Here is a 26,489-nt window from a genome sequence, read left to right on the forward strand (position 1 = left end):
GGTCCGGGCACCTTTCGTTCGTGGCGCACCCACCGGGAGGCCCCTCAGGGGGCCTCCCGTGGTGTTCTACTCAGCCCGCTGGGCGTACCCGAGCGAACTTCGCCGCGAGGACGGGGCCGAGGTGCTCCACCAGCTCGTGCCCCGGCTTACCGGGGAACGGCAGGGAGTTGAGGAACGACGTCACGATGACCTCATCGATCTCCGGTACGCCCAGCGCGCTCTGTTCCTCCAGGAACCGCAGCGTGCTGCGCCAGTCCGGCTCGTCCTCGTTCCCGAGGTAGGAGTCCACGGTCGCCAGGGTCACGTCCCAGAAGAAGACGTGCGGCAGCACGCCGTCCTCGTTGAACACGTGGCTCTCGTAGAGATCCTCGAAGGCGGGGACCCGGGCGACCAGGTCCTTCACCAGTTGTACGTCCCTCGTCATCAGCAACTCAGTCCCGGGTAGTTGTGCGCGCCTTCGTACTGCCCCTGATGGGCGTCATCAATGGCACTGATGAGGCTCTTCGCGACTTGGATGTCCCTCGCGGTCCGCACCACGGTCTCCTTCTTTCCGCCCTTCGGCTTGATGACGTCCTTGGTGAGGAAGTTGTTGAGCGCGCTCCGGTACTGAGCGGTACTGCCCAGGTGGTTCTTGCCCTCGACCCCTTCTCCGCCCAGGAACTCGTGGTTGGCCGCCGCCATCGCCGAGCCGTCACCAACGAGGTTCTCATTGCCGATGCCGTGGTAGAGCGCGTCCACCGTCTTCTGCAGTCGCGCGTTGTCAACCTGCGGGATGGACGCCGGGCCGTCCTGGTTGTGGACGAGGAAGCCCTCGCCCCCTGCCATCACATGGTAGGTGTGCAGGCCCTCGATGCTGAGGTCGTAGGTGACCCGGGTTGCCGTGTACGGCTTGACGCCGACGATCCTCGCCGTCTCACCCGTATCCAGCTGGAGCCGCTGACCGCTCTTGAGGTCGCCCGCCTGGGTCCAGGAGTTCCGGGTGGCCTCGTAGAACTGGTGGTGCTGCGTGGTCTGGATCGTCTTCGCGCCCGACTTCGTCGCAACGGTGACATCGACGTAGTCGCGGTCGGTCCGGGTGACGATCACTTCCTTGACGCGGTGCTTCTCCGTCCCCTTCTTGCCGGGCTCCGCCGTGAGGACGTAGTCCCCCACCTTGATCTCGGAGATCATCTTGGAGACGTTGGGTCCCACCAGCACGGGAGTCGACCCGACAAAGCTGTGCCTGGTCGGGCAGCTGCCACCCCGTCCCCGCGACGGCACACCGTCCGTCTCGGGCTGCGCCTTCGGCTTGGGGCCGTACTTGCCGGCGGCGGCTCCGAAGATGCCGCCGAACGCCGCACCGGTCGCGGTGGCCTTGGCCGCTCCGCTGACGCTGCAACCGTCTTCGCTGCTGGAGCAGGAGACGCCGTAGTAGGCCGCACCCTCGGCCGCTCCGGAGGCGGCTCCGGTGACCGCGCCACGGGTCACGGCACCGACCGCGGTCCCGAGCGCCCGACCGGCGAGCGCTCCCGCACCCGCGCCTATGAGACCGGTGGCCGCGCCCACCGCGGCGGCTCCGAGGAAGCCGTTCAGCGTGTGCGGACCGTCACTCATGGCGTAGCCGAGCGAGTTGATCAGCGCTCCGGCGCCGACCGCACAGGCGACCGCGCCCACGCCCGCCGTCAGGGCTGTGCATGCCACCGCGGCCGCGATCCCGGCAACGATGGGCACGATGGTCGAGGCATGCTGCTTCACATAGTTGGCCGTCGCCTTCGCGGCCTTCTTGACCGCTCTGCCGACCTTCTTGGCCGCCTTGACCACCTTGTGGGCGACGTGCTTGACCGCCTTGGCGACCCGCTTCACCGCATGCTTGACGGTACGGGCGACCTTGTGGACGTAGTGCTTGACCCGCTTGTACGTCCGCTTGACGTATCTCTTGACCTTCTTGACGGCGTCATGGACGTAGTGCACGGCCTTGCGGACCGCGTGCTTGACCCGCTTGACCGCCTTCTTGACCGCGTGCTTGATCTTCTTCGCGGCCTTCTTGACCACCTTGGCGACGTGCTTGACGGCCTTCTTGGTCTTGTGCCAGGCGGACTTGGCGGTGTGCTTGACCTTCTTCTTGAACTTCTTCCAGGCGCCGCCGATGCTCCAGTGGCCGGTGGGGTCGGTCATGGTCAGCGGGTTGGCGTTGGCATAGGCGAACTTGTTGGCGCCGATCGAGGCCGGCAGGCCGTCCACGTCCGCCGTGTCCCGGCTGTTGAACTGGCCGGTCTGCGGCGAGTACCAGCGAGCCGCCATGTTGACCTTGGCCGTCTCCGGGTCGGTCCAGCCGGACTGGTAGCCGAGGTGGCCGACCATGCCAGCGCTCTGTGCGACCTTGCCGAAGGGCGAGTACGAGGTCGAGCCCGCCAGCGCCTCTCCATCGGCGGTGAACTGCCCGATGACGTCGTCGTGCAGATCCGTCATCGCGAGCACCGACTGGGTGCCCGCCTTGATGCCGAGCAGCGAACCATCGGCGTTGCGACTGTAGGTCGCGGTGCCGTCGGAGGCGACGTCGTTGCCCGCTCCGCTGTACTGGAAGGTGAACAGGGGACCGGATCCCGGAGTGGACGCGGTGAGCACCCGGTCCAAGCCGTCGTAGCTGTAGGTGTGGTCTCCCTCGTTGATGACGCGGTTGAAGGCGTCCGACTTCATCACGGTCTGCTTGCCCGCGTCGTCCGTCATCGAACTCAGCGTGCCGCGGGGGGTGTAGGTGTAGCTGCTGTGCCCGTCCGAGCTGAGCTGGTTGCGGGCGTCGTAGGTGTAGGTGTCACCGCCCACGCGCGTCCGGTTGCCGGAGGCGTCGTAGCCGTAGCTCTCGGTCGTCGTCCCGTTGTTCCAGGACGACAGGCGGTTGGCCCAGTCGTAGGTGTACGTGTTGGCCGAGGCGCCCGCGACTCCGGTCGTCGTCTTGGACGTCTCGTTGCCGTTCTCGTCGTACCCGTAGCTCACCGACGCCAGCGTCTTGCCGGTCGGGGAGGTGAGAGTGTCCGACTTGAGCTGCTCCAGGGCGTCGTAGCCGAAGGCCCGCTTGGCCTTGCCGCTGCCGTAGTCGATCGACTTGACCCTGTTGTTGACGTCGTAGCCGTAGGTCAGCGCCGAGCCGGTGGAGCCGTCGTTGACCGTGGAGAGGCGTCCGGCGGCGTCGTAGCCGTAGGTGGAGGTACCGGAGGCATCCGTCCGGGAGGTGACGGCTCCGTCACCGTTGTAGGCGAAGGAGCTTGCGCCGGACGGGCCGTTGGCCGACAGCAGCAAGCCGCGGTCGTCGTACCCGAACGTGTCCTTCCCTGTGTCCGCGTCAGTGCCGGTCACCGAAGTGACACGGTCGTCCGCGTCATAGGAGTAGGTGTGGTCGGCGGTGGCCGCCTCGGCACCGGTACCCGTCTGGCGGGTGAGCCGGCCCTTCGCGTCGTACTGGTCGACGATCTTCACACCGCCGGGCGAACGCTCCTCGACCACGTCGCCATTGGCGTTGTAGACGGTGGTGAAGGTGCGGTCGGCCAGGTTCGGAGCGGTCGGCGTGGCCGGCTCGATCGCCGACTCCGCCATGCCCCAGGCGTTGTATGTGGTGATGAACGGATTCCCTCGCCCGTCCGTGAACCGGGTCTGGTTGCCCGCCGCGTCATAGCCGAACGTCGTGGTGATCGACTCCGTGGCGGAGACCGGCTGCACCGCCTTGGTCACCATGCCGGTGGCGTCCACGGTGAGTGAGGTGGTGTGGCCCCGGAAGTCGGTGAGCGTCGAGGGGGCGCCCATCCGGTCATAGGTGGAACTGGTGGTCCGCAGCACCTTTCCAGTCGCGTCCAGGTCACTCATCGAGACCAGCTGGCCGAACCCGTCGTACGTGTTCTTGGTGCTCGTCCCGTCCGGGTCCGTGGACGTGAGCATCTGCCCGTCCATGTCGTACGTGTACCGCGTGGTGTTACCGGCCCCGTCCGTGCTGGAAGTGATCTCTCCCAACGCGTTGTACCCGTAGGACTGGCTCACCCCGGCCGGGCTGAGCACCCTCGACAGCTGCTGCCCCGGCGCGTCGTAGTAGTTGATCGCCGTGAACGCCCGCTGCGTCGGCTGGCGCACGATGTCCGTGCTGGTGACCTCGCGGCCCAGGTAGTCATACGTCGACTCCTGGCGCGCCCCGTTCGGGCGCGTCGCCGAGAGCTGGTCGCCGTTCGTGTCGTACGTGTACTTCGTGGTGTCGCCGCCCGGCTCCTTCACCGAGGCGAGGTCGCCGAGCTGGGTGTAGGTGTACTCGGTGCGGTTGCCCAGCGGGTCGACCTCCGCGGAGACCTGGCCGAGGTGGTTGTACTCGTTCCAGGACACCGACTTGATCGGGGCCGTGGCACCCGGCGGGGTGTAGTCGGGCAGTGTCGTCGAGGACTCCTGGCCCTCGCCGTCGTAGGCCGTGACCGTGACGTTGCCGAGCGGGTCCGAGGACTCGGTCTGCTCGCCGAACGTGTTGTAGCCGGTGAGCGAGACCGGGCGGACCGACGACGGGGTGCCGCCGTTCTGCTCGGCGTTCACGGCCGGCTCGGTGACGCTGGTCTGCTGGCCCGACTCGTCGTAGCCGTAGTCGGTGACCGCGCCGTTGGCGTCCGTCATCGACACCGGCATACCGCGTTGGTCCAGCTTCCAGCTCGTGGTGCGCACCGAGCTGCCGGCCGCCGGGAGCGTCTTGCCGTAGACGGCGGAGACCTGCGTCGCGGTCAGCGCCTCGCCGTAGACCTGGACGTCCGCGAGGGAGCCCTTGTGGTACTCGCCCTGTGTACCGGCCGACATGCGGCGGCCGATCTGGAGCGGTCCCGTGGCCTCCCACGACCCGCTGTACGGGGTCGTCGCCTTCAGCGCGCCGTTGACGTAGAGGCGGATCTCGCCCGCCGCCGCGTCGTAGACACCCGTCAGATGCGTCCAGGTGTTGGCCGTCACCGCCGCCGTGCCGGAGGTGGCACGGGCCAGGGTCGGGGCCGCCACGTCACCGGAGGTGCGGTTGAACGACCAGCCGTACGCCGTGGAGTAGTACAGCTGGAAGCCGTGGTCCGCGGTGCCGTCCTGGGAGACGAAGGTGTGGTTGGCGGTGGTGTCGGCCAGCTTCACCCAGGTGGAGACGGTGAAGCCGCCGTTGGTGTTGACGGCCGGTCCGGTGGCCTGGCCGTAGGCGTTCGCCGTGCCGTCGAAGACCGCGCTGCCGCCCTGCTCGGTGGAGCGGGTGACCCCGCTGCCGAGGGTGACCTTGTTGTTGCCGCCGGAGGAGTCCGCCGCGTTGGTGCCACTGGTCTCGTTGAGCTTCCAGCGGCCGACCGGCGCGGTGGTGCCGTCGTGGACGGTGTTGCCGGTGACGTTGCCGAGCGCGTCGTAGCGCGTGTCGGTGGTGCTGGTGTCGCCGGTCGGGTCGTAGTCCGTCTCGGACACGACGTTGTCGTCCGGGTCGTAGCTGACCTTGGTCGTGCGGGCGAGCCCGCCCGGGTCCATCGTGGTCGACGTGGTGCGGTCGGCGGCGTCCACCGTGAAGGAGGTGGTCGTGGTGCCGTCGTTGGTCACCTGCTTGACCAGGTTCCCGGCCGCGTCATAGGTGTTCGCCTGCTCGGTGAACGCCTTGTTGTTCTGCGGGTCCTTGCGCACCACCGTCGCGGACAGGCCGTCGTCGGTGTAGGTGTACTCGGTCACCCAGCCCATCGCGTCGGTGATCGACGCGAGCCGGCCCGCCGGGTCGTACGCCCGCGACTCCTGCACCAGCTTCGTCGGGGACGACGGGCTGTTGGGGTCGCCGGTGTAGTTGAGCAGGCTGGTGGTGAGGGGACGGCCCTCGGCGTCGAAGGTGTACTCGTTGACGTTCCCGGCCGGGTCCGTCTCCTTGACCTTGTTGCCGTAGACGTCGTACTCGAACGCCGTGGTGTCGCCGCCCGGGTCCGTCCGGGTCGCGACCCGGTTGTAGGCGTCGTACGTCAGCGAGGTGGTGCGCGCGGTGTCACCGCCGCTCGCGTCCGCGACCGTCTGCGACTGGACGTTGCCGTCCGGGTCGTACACGGTCGTCGACTTCGCCTGGTGCACCGCGCCGGTGACCCGGTTGGTGACCTTGGGGCTGATCTCCGAGACGACCTGGTCGTCCTTGTCGTACGCCAGCGTGGTCGTCAGACCCGCCGGGTAGGAGTCGGAGACCTCGGTCTTGGTGATCTGACGGCCCAGGTTGTCGTACGTGTACTTCACCGAGGCGCCGTTGGCGTCGGTGACCTGCGCCAGGTCACCGTTCTTGAAGTACGTGTACGAGGTGGTACGGCCACCGGGGGTGCGCACCGACGCGACCAGGCCCGCCGGGGCGTAATTGGTGCCGCCCTCGGCCGCGACCGTGGTCGCGGTGGTGTACACCGTGGACGCCGTGCGGCCCGCGGGCGAGCCCGGCACCGGCGGGGTGGTCACCGCGGTGACGTTTCCGGCCGTGTCATAGGTGTAGCTGGTGAGGTAGGTGTTGTCGGTGGGCCCGGAGGAACGGCCGTCGCGCTCGGTGAGCATCAGGTCGTTGCGCGGATCCATCGCCGGGAAGAGCGTGGTCGCGTCCGGGTAGTACGTGTAGTACTCGGTGGCGCACTGGTTGGCGGCCGTGTTCTGGCAGGTGGTCGTGGAGACCGTGTTGCCGCGCACGTCGTGGCCGGTCACCGAGCGGTTGCCGTTGGCGTCCGTCACCGTGTGCAGGAAGCCCGAGGTGTCGTAGCCGTAGGTGGTCCGGTTGCCGTTGGTGTCGACGGCCGCGAGCAGGCGGTTGCCGAGCTCCGCGTCGTACACGTAGGTCAGCGTCTTGTCGGTCGGGTCGGTCAGCTTGACCGTGCGGACCGGGGCGGTGCCCGAGGAGGACTTGGCCGCCGCGTAGTGGCGGGCCGCCTCGTCCTCGCTCAGCGCGGCGTCGTAGAAGGCGACCTCGGCGATCGAGCCGTCGAAGTAGCCCACGTCCGAGGCCGAGCTGATCCAGCCCTTGGTGAAGCCCGCGCCGATGAAGGTGCGGGTCGTCGTCTGGTCGGCGGCGGCGCCGGTGTAGTCGGCCTGCTTCACGCCGTCCAGGTACAGCGTCTGGGTGGTGCCGGAGGCGGAGAGGACCGCGTGGTGCCAGGCGTTGTCGGTGACCGTCGCCTTGGAGCCGAAGTCGGTCGTGCCGCTGCCGGAGGCGCTCCACCAGTGGCCGCGCAGCTTGCCGTCCGCGCCCACGTACATCAGCGGCGAGTAGGAACCGCTCACGCCCGCCGGGTCGTTGGGGACCCGGGCCTGGTCGGCCGCGATCACGCCGGGCTTGGCGGTGCGGAACCACAGCTCGATGGCCCGGTTGCCGGAGCGGTGCAGCGGAGCGTACGGCAGCTCGGCGAAGGAGGTGGAGCCGTCGAAGTCCACCGCGGTGGCGTCGTCGGGACCGAAGGGACCCTCCGCGCCCTGGGTGACCGTGTTGTACGTGCCGAGGCCGGTGTGGACCTCGTTGGCGGCCTGGGCCGCGCCCTGGACGTCGCCGAGGCGCCAGTACCCGGACGGGGCGGCGCCCATCACCGAGGAGCGGTAGACCTGCGAGGAGCCGGTGACGGTGGCGGGGTTGAGCTTCCAGGTGCCGCCGTCGCCGTCGACGGCCTGGGTGACCGTGTCGTCGGCGGTGGAGTAGGTGACGGCGCTCTGGACCTTGCCGTTCGGCGTGGTGATCTTGTTGAGGAGTCCGGCCGGACGGGTCGCCGCCTGGTACTGCGCGGTGATGACGTCCTGGCTCAGCGGCTCGGAGTAGATCGCCGCCTCGGCGAGCTGGCCGCTGAAGTGGCCGAGCGGGTCGGCCGCGTTCATGTTCGGCCAGCCGTCGGTGTTCACACCGGCGCCGAGGGTGAGGTAGGGCTGGGCCCAGTCGTTGATGGTGCCGGACTTGGTGCCCTGGGCGACGCCGTCGAGGTAGAGCGACATGGTGGTGGCGGCGCCGGTGAGGACGGCCTGGTGCCACTTGTTGTCGTTGACGGCGGCGGCCGAGACGATCGTGGTGTTGCAGCCGGGCGACGAGGCGAAGCAGCCGTGCAGCTTGCCGTCGGTGCCGACGTAGACCGCCGGGGTGTTGTGGGTCGTGGAGCCCACCGGGTCGGGGTCGCTCAGCGGCTTGTCGCCGTAGTAGAAGAGGACACCGCCCGCCTGGGAGGTCTTGAACCAGAGCGAGACGCTCGCGTACGAGGGGGTCGCGCCCGGGGCGCTGGGTATCTCCACGTAGCTGCTGGTGCCGTTGAACGACGCCGTGGGCTGGGTGGACCCGGCGAGCACGGCCGTGCCGCCGGTGGTCACGTTGTGGTAGATGCCGTTGTACTTGCCCTGGTTGAGGTCGACGGCGTCCTTGGCGACCGGGTCACCGGCCGCCTCGCCGAGCCGCCAGTACGCGAACGGGTCCTCGTCCAGGACCGTGGTGCGGTAGTGGTTGCCGGTGGCGTACGAGTACGTGATGCACTTGGACCAGTCGGCGGGCGGGCACACCGAGGTGAGCTGGTCGCCGGTGTAGCCGTACTTCCACGTCTGCGCGGTGCTGGCGTCACTCGGCGTCGAGGGGTCGGTGGCGACCGTCGCGACGTGCGCCGCACTCGCCCCGGCCGGGGTCTGCCAGGTGAGGCCCAGGGAGCGGTTGGACGTGGTGTTGGTGATCTTGGTCAGCTGGTTGCCGGTGTAGAAAAACGTTTCACCACGGTTGGCGAAGTCCGTGATGGACTTGATCGCGTACACCCCCGCCCGGGCGGTGGTCTGGGTGAAGCTGTAGGTGGTGAAGTCCTTGTCGACCAGCGTGTAGCCGCCGGTGACCGCCTGGAAGCGGGCGTAGCGGCCCAGCGGCGGGACGAAGGTGCCGTCGCTGTTGCGGCCGAAGGCGACCTGCTCGCCGCCCGGGTAGGTAATGACCACGCTGGTGACCGTGCCGGAGCCGTCCTTGACCTCGGCGGCCTTCATGTCCGCGATGGTCGACCAGCCCGCGCCGAACGCGCTGTCCTGGCGCGGGTCGAGGCTGTTGTACGAGCGCTCGATGGAGAGGGAGGGCCCGGTGACCTCGACGTCCGCGTCGGTGTCGTCGGTGGTGTAGTTGCCGTCGCTCGGGTCGAACTCGTGGCCGTCGGTGTTCTGGGTGAGCCCCGAGGTCACCGGCGGCTGCGGCACCGCGGTGGTGAACCGGCTGTCGTAGGTGACCGTGTTGGTGCCGTCGCTGACCGTGGCGAACCAGAGGTAGTTCTTGCTCCACTTCAGCTTGCCCGCCGGGATCGCCCAGGCGCCCTTGGTCAGGGCGCCGGAGCTGGCCACGGCGGTCTGGCTGGTGGAGTCGGCGTCGAAGACGTCGAAGGAGTACGACAGCGGGTTCGGGCCCTTGTCGGCGTCGGTCGCGTAGACCGTGAGCTCCGGGCGGAGCGTGTTGGCCTGGTAGTTGGCCGGCGGGTACTGGGAGTTGACCTGCGGGGCCACGTTGGCGGTGTAGGTCAGGTCCAGGGCCGGACGGAAGCCGGCGGTGGTGGAGTTGTCGGAGTGGAACTTCTTCCAGTGCAGCCCGTCACTGGTGATCGCGGTCATCGCGAGGCCGTAGTTGGCGCCGCCGCCCGCGACCGTGTTGAACCAGCTCGTGTTGAGCGGGACGGGCATCTTCACGCCGACGCTCGTGGAGCCGGAGGAGTTGGAGCAGGACGCGCCGGGCGCCGGCGTCGCCGAGCCGATGGCCGCGCCATAGGTCGGGCCGGGGTAGCTGGTGACCGTGGAGGGCGTCCAGGCCTTGGTGACCGGGTGGACGTTGAACGGTTCGGCGGTGCAGGTCGCCGACCAGATCGCGTACACGTTCAGGGTCGCCGCGGTGACCTTCTGGCCCGCCAGCGTGGTGCCGAGCGAGGAGAACTGGAGGAACGAGTTCGCCTTGTTGGTGCCCGAGTCGTAGGACCCCACCTTGATCATGTTCTCGGTGGAGTGGTCCCCGGAGATCGTGTTCTGGGTGTAGGTCGAGTTGCTGGCCGCCACCGTCGGGTCGACGGTGACCGGGAAGACCCGCCGGGGGTCGTCGAGCCAGGCACGGTCGGCGGTCATCCGCAGCGCGGGGGCGCCGTCCAGGGTGGTGAGCTCGTAGCTGACCGCGCGCGACTGGGCGGCGTCGCCCGAGCGCGGGTCGATCTTGGAGTCCTCCATGAAGGCGTGCGGCACGGTCGCCGTCACCTTGCCGTCGGCGTCGGTGAACACCACGTCGCCGTTCTCGGCGACCCTGGGGGTGAGCCCCTTGGCCTTGAGCGGGAAGAGCCAGGTGTTGGGCGCCGCCTTGGAGCGCAGGACGATCCGCTCCTTGAAGCCCTCGGTCAGCGGCGACAGCTTCAGGTCGGTGTCCTTGAGGACGTCCTTGTACGTGGCGGTGGACTCGCCGTCGACCACCGGCTCGCTCCTGGCAGCGCCGTGCAGTCCGTACGCCAGCGCGCGCCCGGAGCCGAAGTCGACCGAGGCGAGGTCGGGGGTGGCGGCGTCGGGCGCGAAGGTGACCGCGAGCGAGTTGGCGTTCTCGGCCAGCCGCCCGTTCCTCTCCTCGCGCAGCGTGGTGTCGATCGGCTTCCAGCCGCCGTCGGCGCCCTTGAAGTTGGAGCGCCCGGTGTAGTGGCGGACCGTCGTGGAGCCGTCGGCGTTGGTGAAGAAGTCCGAGGTCGCCGTCGACTTCCTGGCGTCGCGCTTGCTGGTGCGCGCGTCGAAGCTCTTGGCACCTCCGGCCGCCTTGCCGGTCTTCGTCAGCTCGGGCTTGTCCTCGGGCCGCCGGTACTCGGCGAGCTCGCCCTTGCCCTTGCCGGGCTTGTGGCCGCTGCCGCCCTTGGCGCGGGTCTGCCGGGCGGTGGCGCTGTGGCTCTTGCCCCTGGCCGTACCGCTCTGCTGGTCCGGGGTGTCGAGCGGGGACTTGTTCGCCCACTCCCACAGACCCGACAGGGACCACTTCGGCATCGAAAGCCGGGGCAGGGTGGCCCCGGTCGCCTCCGCCGTCTCCGTGGTGAGCATGAAGGAGAAAGCCAGCAGGACCAGAAGGGCGATCCTTCTGGTCCTGCGGCGCCCGGTACTACCGGGTGGGAACAACAGACGGGACGTTCGAGCCCATCGAGCACGCATCGAGGCAGCCTTTACTTACACGCGGCTTACAGAAGACAAAGCCTCGTGATCGTGCCTCACGTTTTTGGAAGGGTTGCTTCCACCCCTTGATCCTTTAGCATTTCTTTGCCATGTCCATGCGGGTCGGATAGGGGAAATCCGGGCTATCGGGGTGCATTGACGCCCTGCCGGACGGCGCGTTCCACATCGGCCCGCACCGAGTCACCCGGCTTCACCGCCGTCACGTTGGCCGCCGCGGCCTGCCCGCCGACCACCACGAACCGCACCTTGGGCTGCGTCTTCGCCGCGGCCTCGGCCGCCGCCACCGGAGCCCTGCCGACCGCCACGATCACGTCGCAGGAGCGCTGGACGAGGCTGTTGACGAACGGGGTGGCGTTGGCCTGCGTCTGCTCGCCCGTCACCGGGACGAAGTTGACCCGGGCGTGCGTGCTCTTCGACGCGTCCTGCATCCCGGCCCAGACCGGCGCGCCCTCGGTGCCCTCGGTGACGCCCTTCTCCCCGGTCAGCAGACAGGCGTCGACGTTTCTGTACTGCCGCGCCCGCGGATCCGGCGGCCCCGGCTTGTCGTCCTTGTCCAGCACCGAGAACAGGACCGTGCCGAGCACCACGGCCGCCGCCGCCCCCGCGGCGATCCACACCCGGCGCCGGTGCGCCCGGGCCAGGGCGGTCAGACGCGCGAACCGCAGCCGGTAGCGCGCGTATCTGCTCTGCTTGTCCTGCTCCTGGCGGGCGGCCTTCGCCGCCTGCGCCTGACGTACCTGCTTGACGTGCTTCACGCGCTCTCGCCGTTCTCGTTCGGGGACTTCCGGGCCGCCGGCCACGCCCGCCAGGCGTGCGCGGCCGCCCCGGCCGTGGACAGCCCGATGAGCAGCACGTCGGCCGCGAACCGCGTGCCGTGCGTGGTGTCCGGGGTGGTCGCCAGCTGGATCACCCAGGACACCCACACCGCGCCGAAGACCGCGAAGGCCGCCCAGTCCGCGCTCCGGCGCCGCCGCAGGGCGATCACCAGCGACGGCACCGGGCAGAGCAGCCCCAGTGTGGCGAAGGGGAGCAGCGCGAGGCCCGCGCGCGCCGCCCAGGTCCCATACGGGCGCAGGGGGCGCGGGGCGGCGTTCTCGGCAGGGTTCACAATCGGACCTCGCAGTTCCGTACGGGGCGCAGGGCAGCGGCCGACGTACGGTACAACCCCGCCGCCCTCAGCGCATCAGCACCCCCGCCCCCTCCCCCGTCGCCTCGGTCGGCAGCGCGACCAGTCCGAGATCCGCGCCGTCGGCGAGGAGGCGGTGGGCCGGCAGGACGCGGACCGTGTAGCCGTACGGGCCGGTGCGGTCCAGGGCGAGCGGGCCCTCGTACACCCAGCGGCCCTCCAGGTCCGGGCCGCCCGCGGGCTTCAGGGCGACCGTGCGGGCCTCCGCGAGCGTGTCCGCGGCGTCCACCCGTCCCGCGACCGCCTGCACCTCCACGTCGTCCGGCTGGAGCCCGCCGAGGCCGACGCGCACCCGCAGGGCGAGCGTGGAGCCGAGCTCGGCGTGGCCGTTCACGGCCGTCGCGGACACCGCCTCCACATGGTCGACGGCCACCTGCGGCCAGGCCGCCCGGACCCGGGCCTTCCAGTCGGCCAGCTCCCGGGCGGTGCCCGGCTCCAGCTCGCGGTGGGCGCGGGCGGCGGGCGCGTACAGCCGGTCCACGTACTCGCGCACCATCCGGCCCGCCAGCACCTTGGGCCCGAGCGAGGAGAGGGTCTCGCGGACCATCTCGATCCAGCGGCCGGGCAGCCCGTCCGCGCCCCGGTCGTAGAAGCGCGGCGCCACCCGGTCCTCGATCAGGTCGTACAGCGCGGTCGCCTCCAGCTCGTCCCTGCGGTCCTCGTCCATGGCCGAGCCGTCGGCGGTGGGGATGGCCCAGCCGAAGTCCGGCGCGAACCACTCGTCCCACCAGCCGTCCAGGACCGAGAGGTTCAGGCACCCGTTGAGCGCCGCCTTCATCCCGCTGGTGCCGCACGCCTCCAAGGGCCGCAGCGGGTTGTTGAGCCACACGTCGCAGCCCGGGTAGAGCTTCTTGGCCATCGCCATCCCGTAGTCGGGCAGGAAGACGATGCGGTGGCGCACCCGGGGGTCGTCGGCGAACCGCACCAGCTCCTGGACCAGCCGCTTGCCGCTGTCGTCGGCCGGGTGCGCCTTGCCCGCCACCACGATCTGCACCGGGCGGGTCGGGTGGAGCAGCAGCTCCATCAGCCGGTCCCGGTCGCGCAGCATCAAAGTGAGCCGCTTGTAGGAGGGGACGCGGCGGGCGAAGCCGATGGTCAGGACGTCGGGGTCGAGGACCCCGTCCACCCAGCCGAGCTCCGCCGTCCCGGCCCCGCGGGTGCGCCAGGACGCGTACAGCCGCTCGCGGACCTCCACGACCAGCTGCTCGCGCAGCTCGCGCCGGAGCTCCCAGATCTCCGCCGCCGGGATGTCGGCGACCGCGTCCCAGCGCGGGGAGCCGCCCACGGTCAGCGCGTCCTCGGCGCGCCCGGCGCCGATCTGCCGGGCGCCGAGCCGGAACACCTCCGGCGCCACCCAGGTCGGGGCGTGCACCCCGTTGGTGACGGAGGTGATCGGCACCTCCGAGGGGTCGAAGCCGGGCCACAGGCCCGCGAACATCTCCCGGCTGACCTCCCCGTGCAGGGTGGAGACGCCGTTGGCGCGCTGGGCCAGGCGCAGCCCCATCACGGCCATGTTGAAGAGGTTGGGCTCGCCGCCCGGGTAGGTCTCCAGGCCGAGCTGGAGGATCCTGGAGACGTCGACGCCCGGCAGTTCGCCGTCGTCGCCGAGGTGGTGGGCGACCAGTTCGCGGTCGAAGCGGTCGATGCCGGCCGGGACCGGGGTGTGGGTGGTGAAGACGGTCCCGGCGCGCACCGACTCCAGGGCCGCGTCGAACTGAAGCCCCTCACCGGCGAGTTCGCGGATCCGCTCCAGGCCGAGGAAGCCCGCGTGGCCCTCGTTGGTGTGGAAGACCTCGGGGGCGGGGTGCCCGGTGATCCGGCAGTACGCGCGCACCGCCCGCACCCCGCCGATGCCGAGCAGCATCTCCTGGAGCAGCCGGTGCTCGCTGCCGCCGCCGTAGAGCCGGTCGGTGACGTCGCGTTCGCCGGGGCCGTTCTCCTCCACGTCGGAGTCGAGCATCAGCAGCGGGACGCGGCCGACCTGGGCGATCCAGACCACCGCGTGCAGGGCGCGGCCGCCGGGCAGCCGCAGCACGATCTTCGCGGGCTCGCCGCCGGGTTCGCGCAGCAGCGCCAGCGGCAGTTCGTTGGGGTCGAGGACGGGATAGTGCTCCTGCTGCCAGCCGTCGCGCGAGAGGGACTGGCGGAAGTAGCCGTGCCGGTAGAGGAGGCCGACCCCGATCAGCGGTACGCCGAGGTCGCTGGCGCTCTTCAGATGGTCGCCGGCCAGGATGCCGAGCCCGCCCGAGTACTGCGGCAGGGCGGCGGTGATCCCGAACTCCGGCGAGAAGTAGGCGACCGCGTGCGGCAGCCCCTCGGGCTGCTCCTGGTACCACCGCCGCCCGCCGAGGTAATCGGCGAGGTCGTCGGCGCAGGCGGTCAGGGAACGGACGAAGCGGCGGTCCTCGGCCAGCGCGGCGAGCCGGGCGGCGGAGACCGACCCCAGCAGGCGGACGGGGTCCTCTCCGGCCGCCCGCCATCCCTCGGGGTCGACGGACCGGAACAGTTCTCTGGTCTCGGCATGCCAGGACCAGCGCAGATTGCGGGCCAGCTCGCTCAGGGGCCGCAGGGGCTCGGGGAGGACGGGGCGGACGGTGAACCGACGGATTGCCTTCACGTGTTCCACCTTCGCAGGGGATGTACGTAACAGGAGGGACGTACAGCTCTGTTCGACTCTCCTTCACCCCCGACGGTAGTGGGAGGGCGCCCCGCACTACCACGGCGCACGGAGGCGACCGCCCCCCGCGCGCGCTCCCAGGGGGCTCCGGGGGCTCTCCAAGGGGCGGCCGTCCCAGGGGGCACGCGGGCCGGTCCCCGCGCGCCGGGTGTGGACTCCCCCTCGGCGTGGAACACGGAACCCATGGCGTACCGGACCGGTTCGGGCACGTCGATGGCCGCCCCGCACGGGCCGCCACCGCGGGATTCCCCCGCGCCGGGCCGGGCCCGCCCGGCCGTCCGCGGCGGGCGGACGGCGACGAGGGCGCCAACTGAACTTGTGGGTAGGCAAATTCTGGCCCGGTCCCGCCGAAAGACGGGGCCGTTTCCTTGCCCGGACCGTTACGCCCAGGTAGTTACGAACCACCGGAATGCGCACTCGTCCCGCGTGGAAGGCTCCACCGGTAGGACGCCGTCCGTGCAACCGCTGACCGCCACCCGAGTGAACGCGGACAGGAGCGGCCATGCCCGCAGCCCGTCAAACGCCGACGGAGCAGTTACAAAGAGCAGACCCCGCCACGCCCCGTACCCACCAGCCACCAGGTGAGCCCGTGAATCTGCCCATCGGCCGTATCCCCGTCCTGGACGTCCGCCCCGCCGTCGACTGCGGCAGAAGGCCGGCGAAGGCGGTGGCGGGCGAGACCTTCATGGTCACCGCCACCGTCTTCCGAGAAGGCCATGACGCGGTCGCCGCCAACGTGGTCCTGCGCGACCCCCGCGGGCGCCCCGGCCCCTGGACGCCGATGCGCGAACTGGAACCCGGCACCGACCGCTGGGGGGCCGAGGTCACTCCGACGGCCGAAGGGCACTGGTCGTATACGGTCGAGGCGTGGAGCGACCCGATCGCCACCTGGCGCCGGCACGCCTCGATCAAGATCCCGGCGGAGCTGGACACCGAGCTGGTCCTGGCCGAGGGCGCGGCGCTGTACGAGCGGGCGGCGCGCGGGGTGCCGAAGACCAAGGGGCGCGAGGCGGTGCTGGCCGCCCTGGACGCGCTGCGCGACGCCGATCTTCCGGCCCCGGCCCGGCTGGCGGCGGCCCTGACCCCCGAGGCGGACGCCGCCCTGGCCCGCTACCCGCTGCGCGAACTGGTGAGCGCCGGCGCGCCGTTGCCGCTCCTGGTGGAGCGCGAGCGGGCGCTGTACGGGTCGTGGTACGAGCTGTTCCCGCGCTCCGAGGGGGCGGTCGTCGAGGCCGGGAAGCCCCCGGTGAGCGGTACCTTCCGGACCGCCGCCGAGCGGCTGCCCGCGGTCGCCGCGATGGGCTTCGACGTGGTCTACCTCCCGCCCGTGCACCCCATCGGCACCACCTTCCGCAAGGGCCCCAACAACAGCCTCGCGGCCGCGCCCGGCGATGTGGGCGTGCCCTGGGCGATCGGCTCGCCGGACGGCGGGCACGACGCGATCCACCCCGACCTCGGCACCCTCGACGACTTCGACCACTTCGTGCGCACCGCGCGCGACCTGCGGATGGAGGTCGCCCTCGACTTCGCGCTCCAGTGCTCGCCGGACCACCCCTGGGTGGACAAGCATCCCGAGTGGTTCCACCACCGGGCCGACGGCACCATCGCGTACGCCGAGAACCCGCCCAAGAAGTACCAGGACATCTATCCCCTCGCCTTCGACCGGGACATGCCGGGCCTGGTCGCCGAGACCGTGCGGATCCTGCGGTTCTGGATGGACCACGGGGTGCGGATCTTCCGCGTGGACAACCCGCACACCAAGCCGGTGGTCTTCTGGGAACAGGTGCTCGCCGAGGTCAACGGCAGCGACCCGGACGTGGTCTTCCTCGCCGAGGCGTTCACCCGCCCCGCGATGATGCACACCCTGGCCCGGATCGGCTTCCAGCAGTCCTACACGTACTTCACCTGGCGCAACACCAAGCAGGAGCTGACCGAGTACCTGACCGAGCTGACCGGTGAGGCCGCCGCGTACATGCGGCCCAACTTCTTCGTGAACACCCCCGACATCCTGCACGCCTACCTCCAGCACGGCGGGCGCCCCGCCTTCGAGGTGCGCGCGGTGCTCGCGGCGACGCTCTCGCCCAGCTGGGGGGTGTACGCGGGGTACGAGCTGTGCGAGAACACCGCGCTGCACGCCGGCAGCGAGGAGTACCTGAACTCGGAGAAGTACGAGCTGAGGCCGCGCGACTGGGAGGCGGCCGAACGCGAGGGCCGCTCGCTTGCCCCGCTGCTGACCACGCTCAACCGGATCCGCAGGCGCCATCCCGCGCTGCGGCAGCTGCGCTCGCTGCGCTTCCACCACACCGACAACGACGCGGTGCTCGCGTACAGCAAGCGCTCGGGGTCGAACACCGTTCTGGTGGTCGCCAACCTCGACCCCCACCACACCCAGGAGGCCACGGTCTCGTTGGACATGCCGGAGCTCGGCCTCGCGTGGCACGAGCCCGTCCCGGTGCGCGACGAGCTCACCGGTGAGACCTACCACTGGGGCAGGGCCAACTACGTGCGTCTGGAGCCGGGCCGTGCGCCCGCGCACATCCTGGTCCTGCGACCGTCCCCGCCGATCGGAGGGTCACCCACACCATGATCGTCAACGAGCCCGTCCACGACACCTTCGAGGACACTCCCGCCAAGGACCGCGATCCCGAATGGTTCAAGCGGGCCGTCTTCTACGAGGTGCTCGTGCGGTCCTTCCAGGACAGCAACGGCGACGGCGTAGGGGATCTGAAGGGCATCACCGCCAAACTCGACTACCTCCAGTGGCTGGGGGTCGACTGCCTCTGGCTGCCGCCCTTCTTCAAGTCCCCGCTGCGCGACGGCGGTTACGACGTCTCGGACTACACCGCGGTGCTCCCGGAGTTCGGCGACCTCGCCGACTTCGTGGAGTTCGTGGACGCCGCCCACCAGCGCGGCATGCGCGTGATCATCGACTTCGTGATGAACCACACCAGCGACCAGCACCCGTGGTTCCAGGAGTCGCGGAAAGACCCCGCGGGCCCGTACGGCGACTACTACGTCTGGGCCGACAACGACAAGCAGTACCAGGACGCCCGGATCATCTTCGTCGACACCGAGACCTCCAACTGGACCTTCGACCCCGTCCGCAAGCAGTACTACTGGCACCGCTTCTTCTCCCACCAGCCGGACCTCAACTACGAGAACCCGGCCGTCCAGGACGAGATCCTGGCGGCGCTGCGGTTCTGGCTGGACCTGGGCATCGACGGCTTCCGCCTCGACGCCGTCCCGTACCTCTACCAGGAGGAGGGCACCAACTGCGAGAACCTGCCCGCCACCCACCAGTTCCTCAAGCGGGTGCGCGCGGAGATCGACGCGAGCTACCCGGACACCGTGCTGCTGGCCGAGGCCAACCAGTGGCCCGAGGACGTCGTCGACTACTTCGGTGACTACGCGGCGGGCGGCGACGAGTGCCACATGGCGTTCCACTTCCCCGTGATGCCGCGCATCTTCATGGCCGTGCGCCGCGAGAGCCGCTACCCGGTCTCCGAGGTGCTCGCCAAGACCCCGGCCATCCCCAAGACCTGCCAGTGGGGCATCTTCCTGCGCAACCACGACGAGCTGACCCTCGAAATGGTGACGGACGAAGAGCGCGACTACATGTACGCGGAGTACGCCAAGGACCCCCGGATGCGCGCCAACATCGGCATCCGGCGCCGGCTCGCGTCCCTGCTGGACAACGACCGCAACCAGATCGAGCTGTTCACGGCCCTGCTGCTCTCGCTGCCCGGCTCGCCGATCCTCTACTACGGGGACGAGATCGGCATGGGCGACAACATCTGGCTCGGCGACCGGGACGCGGTGCGCACCCCGATGCAGTGGACGCCCGACCGCAACGCGGGCTTCTCCTCCTGCGACCCGGGCCGCCTCTTCCTCCCGACGATCATGGACCCCGTCTACGGCTACCAGGTCACCAACGTCGAGGCGGCGATGGCCTCGCCTTCCTCGCTGCTGCACTGGACCCGCCGGATGATCGAGATCCGCAAGCAGAACCCCGCTTTCGGCCTCGGTTCGTACACCGAACTCCCCTCCTCCAACCCGGCGGTCCTGGCGTTCCTGCGGGAGCACAACGACGACCTGGTGCTGTGCGTGAACAACTTCTCGCGGTTCGCCCAGCCCACCGAGCTGGATCTGCGGGTCTTCGCCGGCTGCCATCCGGTGGAGCTGATCGGCGGGGTGCGCTTCCCGGCCATCGGCCAGTGGCCCTATCTGCTCACCCTCGCGGGGCACGGCTTCTACTGGTTCCGGCTGCGCAAGGACAGCGTCGTGATCGGCTGAACCCGCCCGGCTGAGGAGTGCTTTCGGGCGGGCCCGGACGGGCCGGTTTCCTCCGGCCCGCCCGGGGCACTCTCCTCAGCAACGCTCCGGACCGCTTTCAGTGGCACACCGGAGGCTCCGCGCGCCGCCGGACAGCCAATGCCGCAATCCGGGACACTCTGCGCACATCCTGCTGTGAGCCCGGGGAAAGGACGCGCTGCCATGCCCAAGGCCGCACCCACCCTGACTCCCGTCGCGCTACTGCCCTCACTGGCGCCCCTGCTGCACGAATGGCTCCCCAGACAGCGCTGGTTCGCCGGCAAGGGCCGCCCGGTCACCGGCTTCCAGCTGGTCTCGGTGACCGAGCTGCTGCCCGGCTGTCTGCATCTGCTCGTCCGGGCCGAGCAGCCCGGCACCGCCCCCGAGCCGCCGGACGTCTACCAGCTGCTGCTGGGCGTACGGAAGGTGCTGCCGCCGCCGCTCGCCCCCGCGCTCGTCGGCCACGCCACCGACGGACCGCTGACCGGCCAGACCGTCTACGACGCCCTCCAGGACCCGCAGGTCGCCGCACTGCTCCTGGAACGGCTGCGCACCCCGGGCCGGCTCGGCCCGCTGCGCTTCGGCTGCGACGCGGACCTCCCCGTCCCGGCCGGTCTCACCCCCCGCCTCCTCGCCGCCGAGCAGTCCAACTCCTCGCTGGTGTACGGAGATACGTTCATCCTCAAGGTATTCCGGCGTATCCACTTCGGGGTCAACCCCGACCTGGAGCTTCCGCTGGTCCTGGCCCGGCACGGGTGCGCCCGGGTGCCCGCGCCGGCCGCCTGGATCCAGACCGACCGGCCCGAGAACGCCACCCTCGCCGTGCTCCAGCCCTATCTGCGCGACTCGCGGGACGGCTGGCAGCTGGCGCTGCGCGCGCTCGCCGACGGGCGCGACTTCACCCGGGAGGCCCACGCGCTCGGCCGGGCCACCGCCGAGGTCCACACCGCGCTCGCCGACGCGCTGCCGGTGGTCACCCTCGGCCGCGCCCAGACCGAGCTGCTCGCCGCCGCGATGCACGACCGGCTGGAGGCGGCGGCGCAGGCGGTGCCGATGCTGCTGCCGCACGTGCCCGGGCTGCGCGCCGCGTTCGACGCGGTGACACGGGTCCGCGGGCCCCGCCCGGCCCAGCGCGTCCACGGCGATCTGCACCTGGGCCAGACCCTGCGGACCGGTGACGGGGAGTGGGCGGTGATCGACTTCGAGGGCGAGCCGGCCCGGCCGCTGGCCGAGCGCCGCCGCCCGCAGCCGCCGGTCCGGGACGTCGCCGGGATGCTGCGCTCCTTCGACTACGCCGCCCGCACCCAGCAGCCCTGGCGCCCCGAGTGGGCCGAGGCCTGCCGGGACGCCTACTGCTCGGGCTACGCGGCGGCGGCCGGCACCGACCCGCGCGACGAGCCCGAGCTGCTGCGCGCGTACGAGACCGACAAGGCGGTGTACGAGGTGCTGTACGAGGCCCGCCACCGCCCCGACTGGCTCGCCGTCCCGATGGCGGCGGTCCGACGACTGGCCCAGGACTGACCCCGACCGCGCCCCATCCCGAGGAGGCCGTACCCGTGACCGCCCGCCCGAAGAAGACCGACCCCGCCCGGTCCGGCCGCCCGCCCGCGTCGACGGCGGCGAAGCCGCCGAAGGCACCGAAGGCCTCCAAGACCTCCAAGTCACCGAAGACCTCCACGTCACCGGAGGTCCCGGAGGCCACGAAGACGCCGGAGGCCGCGGAGGCCGCGACGCCGGACGCGCCGCCGAAGCCGAAGCGCGGCGGGGGCCGAGGCGTCCGGGCCGCACGGCCGCTCGCCGCCGAGGACCGCGCCCGGCTGCTCGCCGGGGCGCACCACGACCCGCACGCGCTGCTCGGCGCCCACCGGGTGCGCGGCGGGGTCGCGTTCCGGGTGCTGCGCCCGTACGCGCGGGCCGTGACCGTCCTGGCCGAGGGGGTCCGCGCCGAGCTGCGCGACGAGGGCGACGGCCTCTTCGCCGGGGTGGTGCCGCTGCGGGAGGTCCCCGCGTACTCGCTGCTCGTCGCCTACGACGACAACGAGCTGGAGGCCGAGGACCCGTACCGCTTCCTGCCCGCGCTCGGCGAACTCGATCTGCACCTGATCGGCGAGGGCCGCCACGAGGAGCTGTGGACGGCGCTCGGCGCCCGTCCGATGGTCCACCAGGGCGTCGCCGGCACCCGGTTCACCATCTGGGCCCCCAACGCCCTCGGGGTCCGGGTCACCGGCGACTTCTGCTACTGGGACGGCACCGCGTACCCGATGCGCTCGCTCGGCTCCACCGGTGTGTGGGAGCTGTTCCTGCCGGGCGTCGGCGACGGCACGCTCTACAAGTTCGACATCACCCGCCCCGACGGTTCGCACACCCTGCGGGCCGACCCGATGGCCCGGCGCACCGAGGTGCCGCCCGCGACCGCCTCGATCGTCACCGAGTCGCACCACGTGTGGCAGGACGACCTGTGGATGGCGGCCCGGGGCGACCGGCCGGTCCACGAGTCGCCGTTCTCCGTCTACGAGGTGCACCTGCCGTCCTGGCGCCCCCGGCTGACCTACCGCCAGCTCGCCGAGCAGCTCCCGGCGTACGTACGCGACCTGGGCTTCACGCACGTGGAGTTCCTGCCCGTGGCCGAGCATCCCTTCGGCGGCTCCTGGGGCTACCAGGTGACCGGCTTCTACGCCCCCACCGCCCGGATGGGCTCCCCGGACGACTTCCGCCATCTGGTGGACGCGCTGCACCGGGCCGGGATCGGGGTGATCGTCGACTGGGTGCCCGCGCACTTCCCGAAGGACGACTGGGCGCTGGCCCGCTTCGACGGGCGCACGCTCTACGAGCACGAGGACCCCTCCCGCTCCGAGCACCCCGACTGGGGCACCCTGGAGTTCGACTACGGCCGCAAGGAGGTCCGTAACTTCCTGGTGGCGAACGCCACGTACTGGTGCGAGGAGTTCCACATCGACGGGCTGCGGGTGGACGCGGTCGCCTCGATGCTCTATCTGGACTACTCGCGCGAGGCGGGCGAGTGGTCGCCCAACGAGCACGGCGGCCGGGAGAACCTGGACGCGGTGGCCTTCCTCCAGGAGATGAACGCCACCGTCTACCGCCGCTGCCCGGGCGTGATCACCATCGCCGAGGAGTCCACGGCGTGGGACGGCGTCACCCGCGCCACCCACCACGTCGGACCCGGCGGTTTCGGCGGGCTCGGCTTCGGGCTGAAGTGGAACATGGGCTGGATGCACGACTCACTGGACTACGCGGCCCACGAGCCGGTCCACCGCAAGTACCACCACCACGAGATGACCTTCTCGATGGTCTACGCGTACAGCGAGAACTACGTCCTGCCGATCTCCCACGACGAGGTCGTCCACGGCAAGCGCTCCCTGGTCTCCAAGATGCCCGGCGACTGGTGGCAGCGGCGCGCCACCCACCGCGCCTATCTGGGCTTCATGTGGGCGCACCCGGGCAAGCAACTGCTGTTCATGGGGCAGGAGTTCGCCCAGGGCGCGGAGTGGTCGGAGACCACGGGACCCGACTGGTGGCTGCTCGACCCCTCGTACTCGGCCGAACCCGACCACCGGGGCGTACGGGACCTGGTCCGCGACCTGAACACGGTCTACCGCGACACGCCCCCGCTGTGGCAGTGCGACACCGACCCGGCCGGCTTCGCTTGGGTCGCGGGCGACGCCGCCGAGGACAACGTCTTCGCCTTCCTGCGCCACGACGCCTCCGGCGCCCCGCTGCTGGCCGTCTCGCACTTCTCGCCGGTGGTCCGCCACGACTACCGCCTGGGCGTGCCCGACACCGTCTCGGCCTGGACGGAGGTCCTCAACACGGACGCCGGACGCTACGGCGGCGGCGACCTGCGCAACGAGGACCCCCTCAAGCCGGACTCCGTGCCCAGCCACGGCCGGCCGGTCAGCATCCAGCTCACCCTGCCGCCGCTGGCGACGGTGTGGCTGCGGCCGGCCTGAGCGCGTCCGCGAGTGCCGGGGGCAGCGGCTCGGAGTGCAGCACGCCGAGCCGCTGGGTGGCCCGGGTCAGCGCCACGTACAGGTCGCTGACCCCGTACCGGGCGGGCTCCACCACCAGGACCGTGTCGAACTCCAGGCCCTTGGCCTGACGCGGGTCGAGCAGGACCACCGGGCGGGTCAGGTCGGGCTCGCCCGGGGGGACGTCCGGGAGCACGGCGTGCAGCGCGGCGTGCAGCGCGCGCGGCGCGATCACCGCGAGGCGCCCGGCCTCGGGCGTCTCCGCCTTCACCGCGTCGGCGACGGCGTGCGCGAGCGCGTCCGGCGCCGCCGCGCGCGCCCAGGGCCGCACGCCCGTGGCCCGCACCGAGCTCGGCGGCTCGAAGGAGGGGTCCACCGCGCGGCAGACCCGCGCCGCCACCTCCATGATCTCGGCGGGCGTCCGGTAGTTGACCCCCAGGCGCACATGCTCCCAGCGGTCCTCCACGTACGGCTCCAGGATCCGCCGCCAGGAGCCGACGCCCGCCGCCTCGGCGGTCTGGGCGGGATCCCCGACCAGGGTGAGGGAGCGGGTCGGGCAGCGGCGCATCAGCAGCCGCCAGGCCATCGCGGACAGCTCCTGCGCCTCGTCCACGATGATGTGCCCGAAGGCCCAGGTGCGGTCGGCGGCGGCGCGTTCGGCGGCGCTGCGGTGGTCGGCCTCCTCGTGGCGCTCGGCGAACCGCTCGGCGTCGATGATGTCGTGCGCGGCGAGCACCTCGGACTCCTCGTCCTCGAACTCGAAGCTCTCCGAGCCCGCGGAGAGGTCGAGGACGCCCTGCGCGTACGCGATCCGGTCCTGGCGCTCGGCCTCGGCGGCGGCGCGGGCCGCGGAGTCGTCCTCGCCGAGGAGTTCGGCGGCCTCGTCGAGCAGCGGCACGTCGGCCGCCGTCCAGGGGCCGCCCTCGCGGCGGATCAGCTCGGCGTCGCCCTCGTCCAGGTGGACGGGGTCGGCCAGGAAGTCCGCGACGAACCCCTCGGGGGTGAGCGCGGGCCAGAACATGTCGATGGCGGCGTGGACCTCGCGGCTGGTGGCGATCTCCTTGCCGAGCTGGGCGAGGTCGTCGGGGCCGAGGAGGTTCTCGCCGCCGAAGGGGTCGGCGCCGATCCGCTCGGCCAGCTGCGCGGTGAGCGCGTCGATGACGTGGAAGGCGAAGTACGGGCGGGCCAGGTTGTGCGGCAGCCCGGACTCGCGGGCCTTCCAGCGGGCGTCCTCGGCCATCGCCCGGTCCAGGCTGAGCGTCCCGTAGCCCTCGTGGTCGATCTCGGCGGCGGTGTGCGGCACGGTCTGGCGGTCGCGCACGGCCCGGGCGAGGACCTCGGCCATCGTGGCGCGGCCCTTGACCTCGGCGGCGGCCGGGGTGTCGGTCCCCTCGGCCCGCACGCCGGGGAAGAGTTCGCCCATCGTCGCCAGCAGCACTCCGGTCTCGCCGAGCGCGGGCAGCACCTCGCCGATGTAGCCGAGGAAGGCGGGGTTGGGCCCGACGATCAGCACGGCGCGCCGGGCCAGCTGCTCGCGGTGGGCGTACAGCAGATACGCCGCCCGGTGCAGGGCGACCGCCGTCTTGCCGGTGCCGGGGCCGCCCTCGACGACGAGCACGCCGTGCTGCGGGGCCCGGATGATCCGGTCCTGCTCGGCCTGGATGGTCTGCACGATGTCGTGCATCCGGCCGGTGCGGGCCGCGTCCAGCGCCGCGAGCAGCACGGCGTCGGCGTCCGCGCCCTCGTGCCCGGTGCGGGCCGCGTCGGTGAGGTCGAGGATCTCGTCGTGGAGCGCGGTGACCGTACGCCCCTGGGTGGTCAGATGCCGGCGCCGGCGCAGCCCCATCGGGGTGTATCCGGTCGCGAGGTAGAACGGGCGCGCCACATCGGCCCGCCAGTCGATCACCAGGGGCGTGCGTTCGGTGTCGTCGCGGCGGATTCCGATGCGGCCGATGTGGTGGGAGCGGCCGTCGGAGAAGTCGAGCCGCCCGAAACAGAGTCCGTTCTCACCGCCGTCGAGCGCGCTGAGCAGCCCGGACTGCTCGGCGACCAGCACATCGCGCTCCAGCCGCGCCTGGAGACCGGTCCCGACCTGCGCCAGGGCGCGCCGCACCGAGTCCTCGGCCCGGGCGCGCAGGGCTTCGAGGCGGGTGTAGAGGCCGTCGACGAATTGCTGTTCTTTCCGAATTTCCTCGGTTGACAATTCCGCTCCTGACGCGATACAGTGCTTTTAGTGAGGGCTTTACGTGCATTTCCCTGGAGAGACACACGAAGAACCCACTATACGCAGAGAAAAACCCCGGCCGCAATATCGGACCGGGGCTTTTTGTTTCTCGGTGCACTTTCTCTGGCCCGGGGGCCGGGCCCCTACAGGACGTCTTCGAGCTCCTGCATCAGACGGCGCTTGGGGCGGGCTCCCACCATCGACTTCACCGGCTCGCCCGCGCGGAAGACCATGAGCGTCGGCATCGACAGCACGCCGTACCGCACCGTCGTCTCCGGGTCCTTGTCCACGTCCAGCTGTACCACCTTGAGCCGGTCGCCCTCCTCGAAGGCGATCTGGCTCAGCACCGGCGCGAGCTGGCGGCACGGGCCGCACCACTCGGCGGTGAACTCCACGAGCACCGGAAGATCCGCCTCCAGCACCTCGCGTTCGAAGGTCGCGTCCGTCACCACGTCCACGCCCGCTGCCTGAACCGTCATTCCAACCCCTCCGTCACACCCGTCAGTTCGCACCCGGGCACCCCGGGCGCCAGCGAACCGGCCTCCAGCTCGGCGCGGGCCGTCTCGGCCCGTACCAGCTGGGCGCCGACCTGGTCGCGTACGGACTGGAGCTGCCCGATGAGCCCGTCGAGCTCGGCCAGCTTGCGCCGGTACACGGCGAGCGAGGCGGGACAGGTGTCGCCGGCCTCGTGGCCCGCCCGCAGGCACTCCACGAACGGCCGGGTCTCCTCCAGCTCGAACCCGAAGTCCTGCAAGGTCCTGATCTGCCGCAGCAGCCGCAGGTCCTCCTCGTCGTACGACCGGTACCCGTTCTCCGACCGGCGCGCGGTGAGGAGACCGCGCGACTCGTAGTAGCGCAGCGCGCGGGTGGTGGTGCCGGCGCGTGCGGCCAGTTCGCCGATTCGCATGGGGTGACGGTAATCCTTGACGCCAAGGTCAAGGCAAACAAAGCCCCACCCCGCCCCTTCCCCCA

General features: G+C 70.9%; 12 protein-coding genes. 4 read left to right on the forward strand and 8 right to left on the reverse strand.

The genetic code is table 11. The annotated features are described in order from the left end of the window. Nucleotides 1–70 precede the first annotated feature (70 nt). The 5 genes from AC069K_RS05440 to glgP form a co-directional block, all read right to left on the reverse strand. Nucleotides 71–424, reverse strand: coding sequence for a hypothetical protein (locus AC069K_RS05440; RefSeq protein ID WP_478612286.1), 354 nt, complete (start codon nt 422–424; stop codon nt 71–73). Beyond that, entirely contained in the window at nt 424–11,004 is a 10,581-nt protein-coding gene (locus tag AC069K_RS05445) for a LamG-like jellyroll fold domain-containing protein (RefSeq protein ID WP_478612289.1), read from the reverse strand. Before AC069K_RS05445 ends, AC069K_RS05440 begins: the two co-directional genes overlap by 1 nt. Nucleotides 11,005–11,255: 251 nt before the next feature. Continuing rightward, on the reverse strand, nt 11,256–11,888 hold the full coding sequence (locus AC069K_RS05450) for a type 1 periplasmic-binding domain-containing protein (protein WP_478612292.1): 633 nt from the start codon (nt 11,886–11,888) through the stop codon (nt 11,256–11,258). After that, nucleotides 11,885–12,241 (reverse strand): hypothetical protein, encoded by a 357-nt coding sequence (locus AC069K_RS05455; RefSeq protein WP_365100677.1) that lies wholly within the window; start codon nt 12,239–12,241, stop codon nt 11,885–11,887. Before AC069K_RS05455 ends, AC069K_RS05450 begins: the two co-directional genes overlap by 4 nt. Before the next feature lie 67 nt (nt 12,242–12,308). Further along, complete coding sequence (gene glgP / locus AC069K_RS05460; protein ID WP_478612296.1) at nt 12,309–14,936, reverse strand: alpha-glucan family phosphorylase; 2,628 nt, start codon at nt 14,934–14,936, stop codon at nt 12,309–12,311. Between the two features lie 649 nt (nt 14,937–15,585). On the opposite strand from glgP, the gene AC069K_RS05465 reads away from it, so the two are divergent. The 4 genes from AC069K_RS05465 (at nt 15,586) to glgB (ending at nt 23,275) form a co-directional block, all read left to right on the forward strand. Then, entirely contained in the window at nt 15,586–17,583 is a 1,998-nt protein-coding gene (locus tag AC069K_RS05465) for an alpha-1,4-glucan--maltose-1-phosphate maltosyltransferase (protein WP_478612299.1), read from the forward strand. Further along, nucleotides 17,580–19,289 carry a maltose alpha-D-glucosyltransferase gene (treS, locus tag AC069K_RS05470; protein WP_365100671.1) on the forward strand — a complete coding sequence of 570 codons (1,710 nt, stop codon included), beginning with the start codon at nt 17,580–17,582 and terminating at the stop codon, nt 19,287–19,289. Before AC069K_RS05465 ends, treS begins: the two co-directional genes overlap by 4 nt. Before the next feature lie 201 nt (nt 19,290–19,490). Next, a complete protein-coding gene (locus tag AC069K_RS05475) occupies nt 19,491–20,828 on the forward strand; it encodes a maltokinase N-terminal cap-like domain-containing protein (protein ID WP_478612303.1) in 1,338 nt (445 codons plus the stop codon). 35 nt (nt 20,829–20,863) lie between these two features. Beyond that, nucleotides 20,864–23,275, forward strand: a complete 2,412-nt coding sequence (glgB, locus tag AC069K_RS05480; protein ID WP_478612306.1) for a 1,4-alpha-glucan branching enzyme — start codon at nt 20,864–20,866, stop codon at nt 23,273–23,275. Here the strand turns inward: glgB and AC069K_RS05485 are convergent. The 3 genes from AC069K_RS05485 to AC069K_RS05495 form a co-directional block, all read right to left on the reverse strand. After that, the gene (locus AC069K_RS05485) at nt 23,232–25,496 is read right to left on the reverse strand and encodes a HelD family protein (protein ID WP_478612309.1); all 2,265 of its coding nucleotides are present in this window, start codon (nt 25,494–25,496) and stop codon (nt 23,232–23,234) included. The two genes, glgB and AC069K_RS05485, sit on opposite strands and share 44 nt — an antisense overlap. A gap of 164 nt (nt 25,497–25,660) precedes the next feature. Beyond that, on the reverse strand, nt 25,661–25,996 hold the full coding sequence (trxA, locus tag AC069K_RS05490) for a thioredoxin (RefSeq protein WP_365100665.1): 336 nt from the start codon (nt 25,994–25,996) through the stop codon (nt 25,661–25,663). Continuing rightward, nucleotides 25,993–26,424 (reverse strand): MerR family transcriptional regulator, encoded by a 432-nt coding sequence (locus tag AC069K_RS05495; RefSeq protein WP_365100663.1) that lies wholly within the window; start codon nt 26,422–26,424, stop codon nt 25,993–25,995. The genes trxA and AC069K_RS05495 overlap by 4 nt, the downstream gene beginning before the upstream one ends. Nucleotides 26,425–26,489 lie beyond the last annotated feature (65 nt).

This window comes from Streptomyces sp. NPDC043908, from assembly GCF_056435525.1.

Excerpts from the sequence above, each read along its gene's own strand:
- AC069K_RS05475 (WP_478612303.1), top strand. The coding sequence starts at position 19,491 with ATGCCCAAGGCCGCACCCACCCTGACTCCCGTCGCGCTACTGCCCTCA.
- AC069K_RS05445 (WP_478612289.1), bottom strand. The coding sequence starts at position 11,004 with ATGCTCACCACGGAGACGGCGGAGGCGACCGGGGCCACCCTGCCCCGG.
- trxA (WP_365100665.1), bottom strand. The coding sequence starts at position 25,996 with ATGACGGTTCAGGCAGCGGGCGTGGACGTGGTGACGGACGCGACCTTC.
- AC069K_RS05495 (WP_365100663.1), bottom strand. The coding sequence starts at position 26,424 with ATGCGAATCGGCGAACTGGCCGCACGCGCCGGCACCACCACCCGCGCG.
- AC069K_RS05440 (WP_478612286.1), bottom strand. The coding sequence starts at position 424 with ATGACGAGGGACGTACAACTGGTGAAGGACCTGGTCGCCCGGGTCCCC.
- treS (WP_365100671.1), top strand. The coding sequence starts at position 17,580 with ATGATCGTCAACGAGCCCGTCCACGACACCTTCGAGGACACTCCCGCC.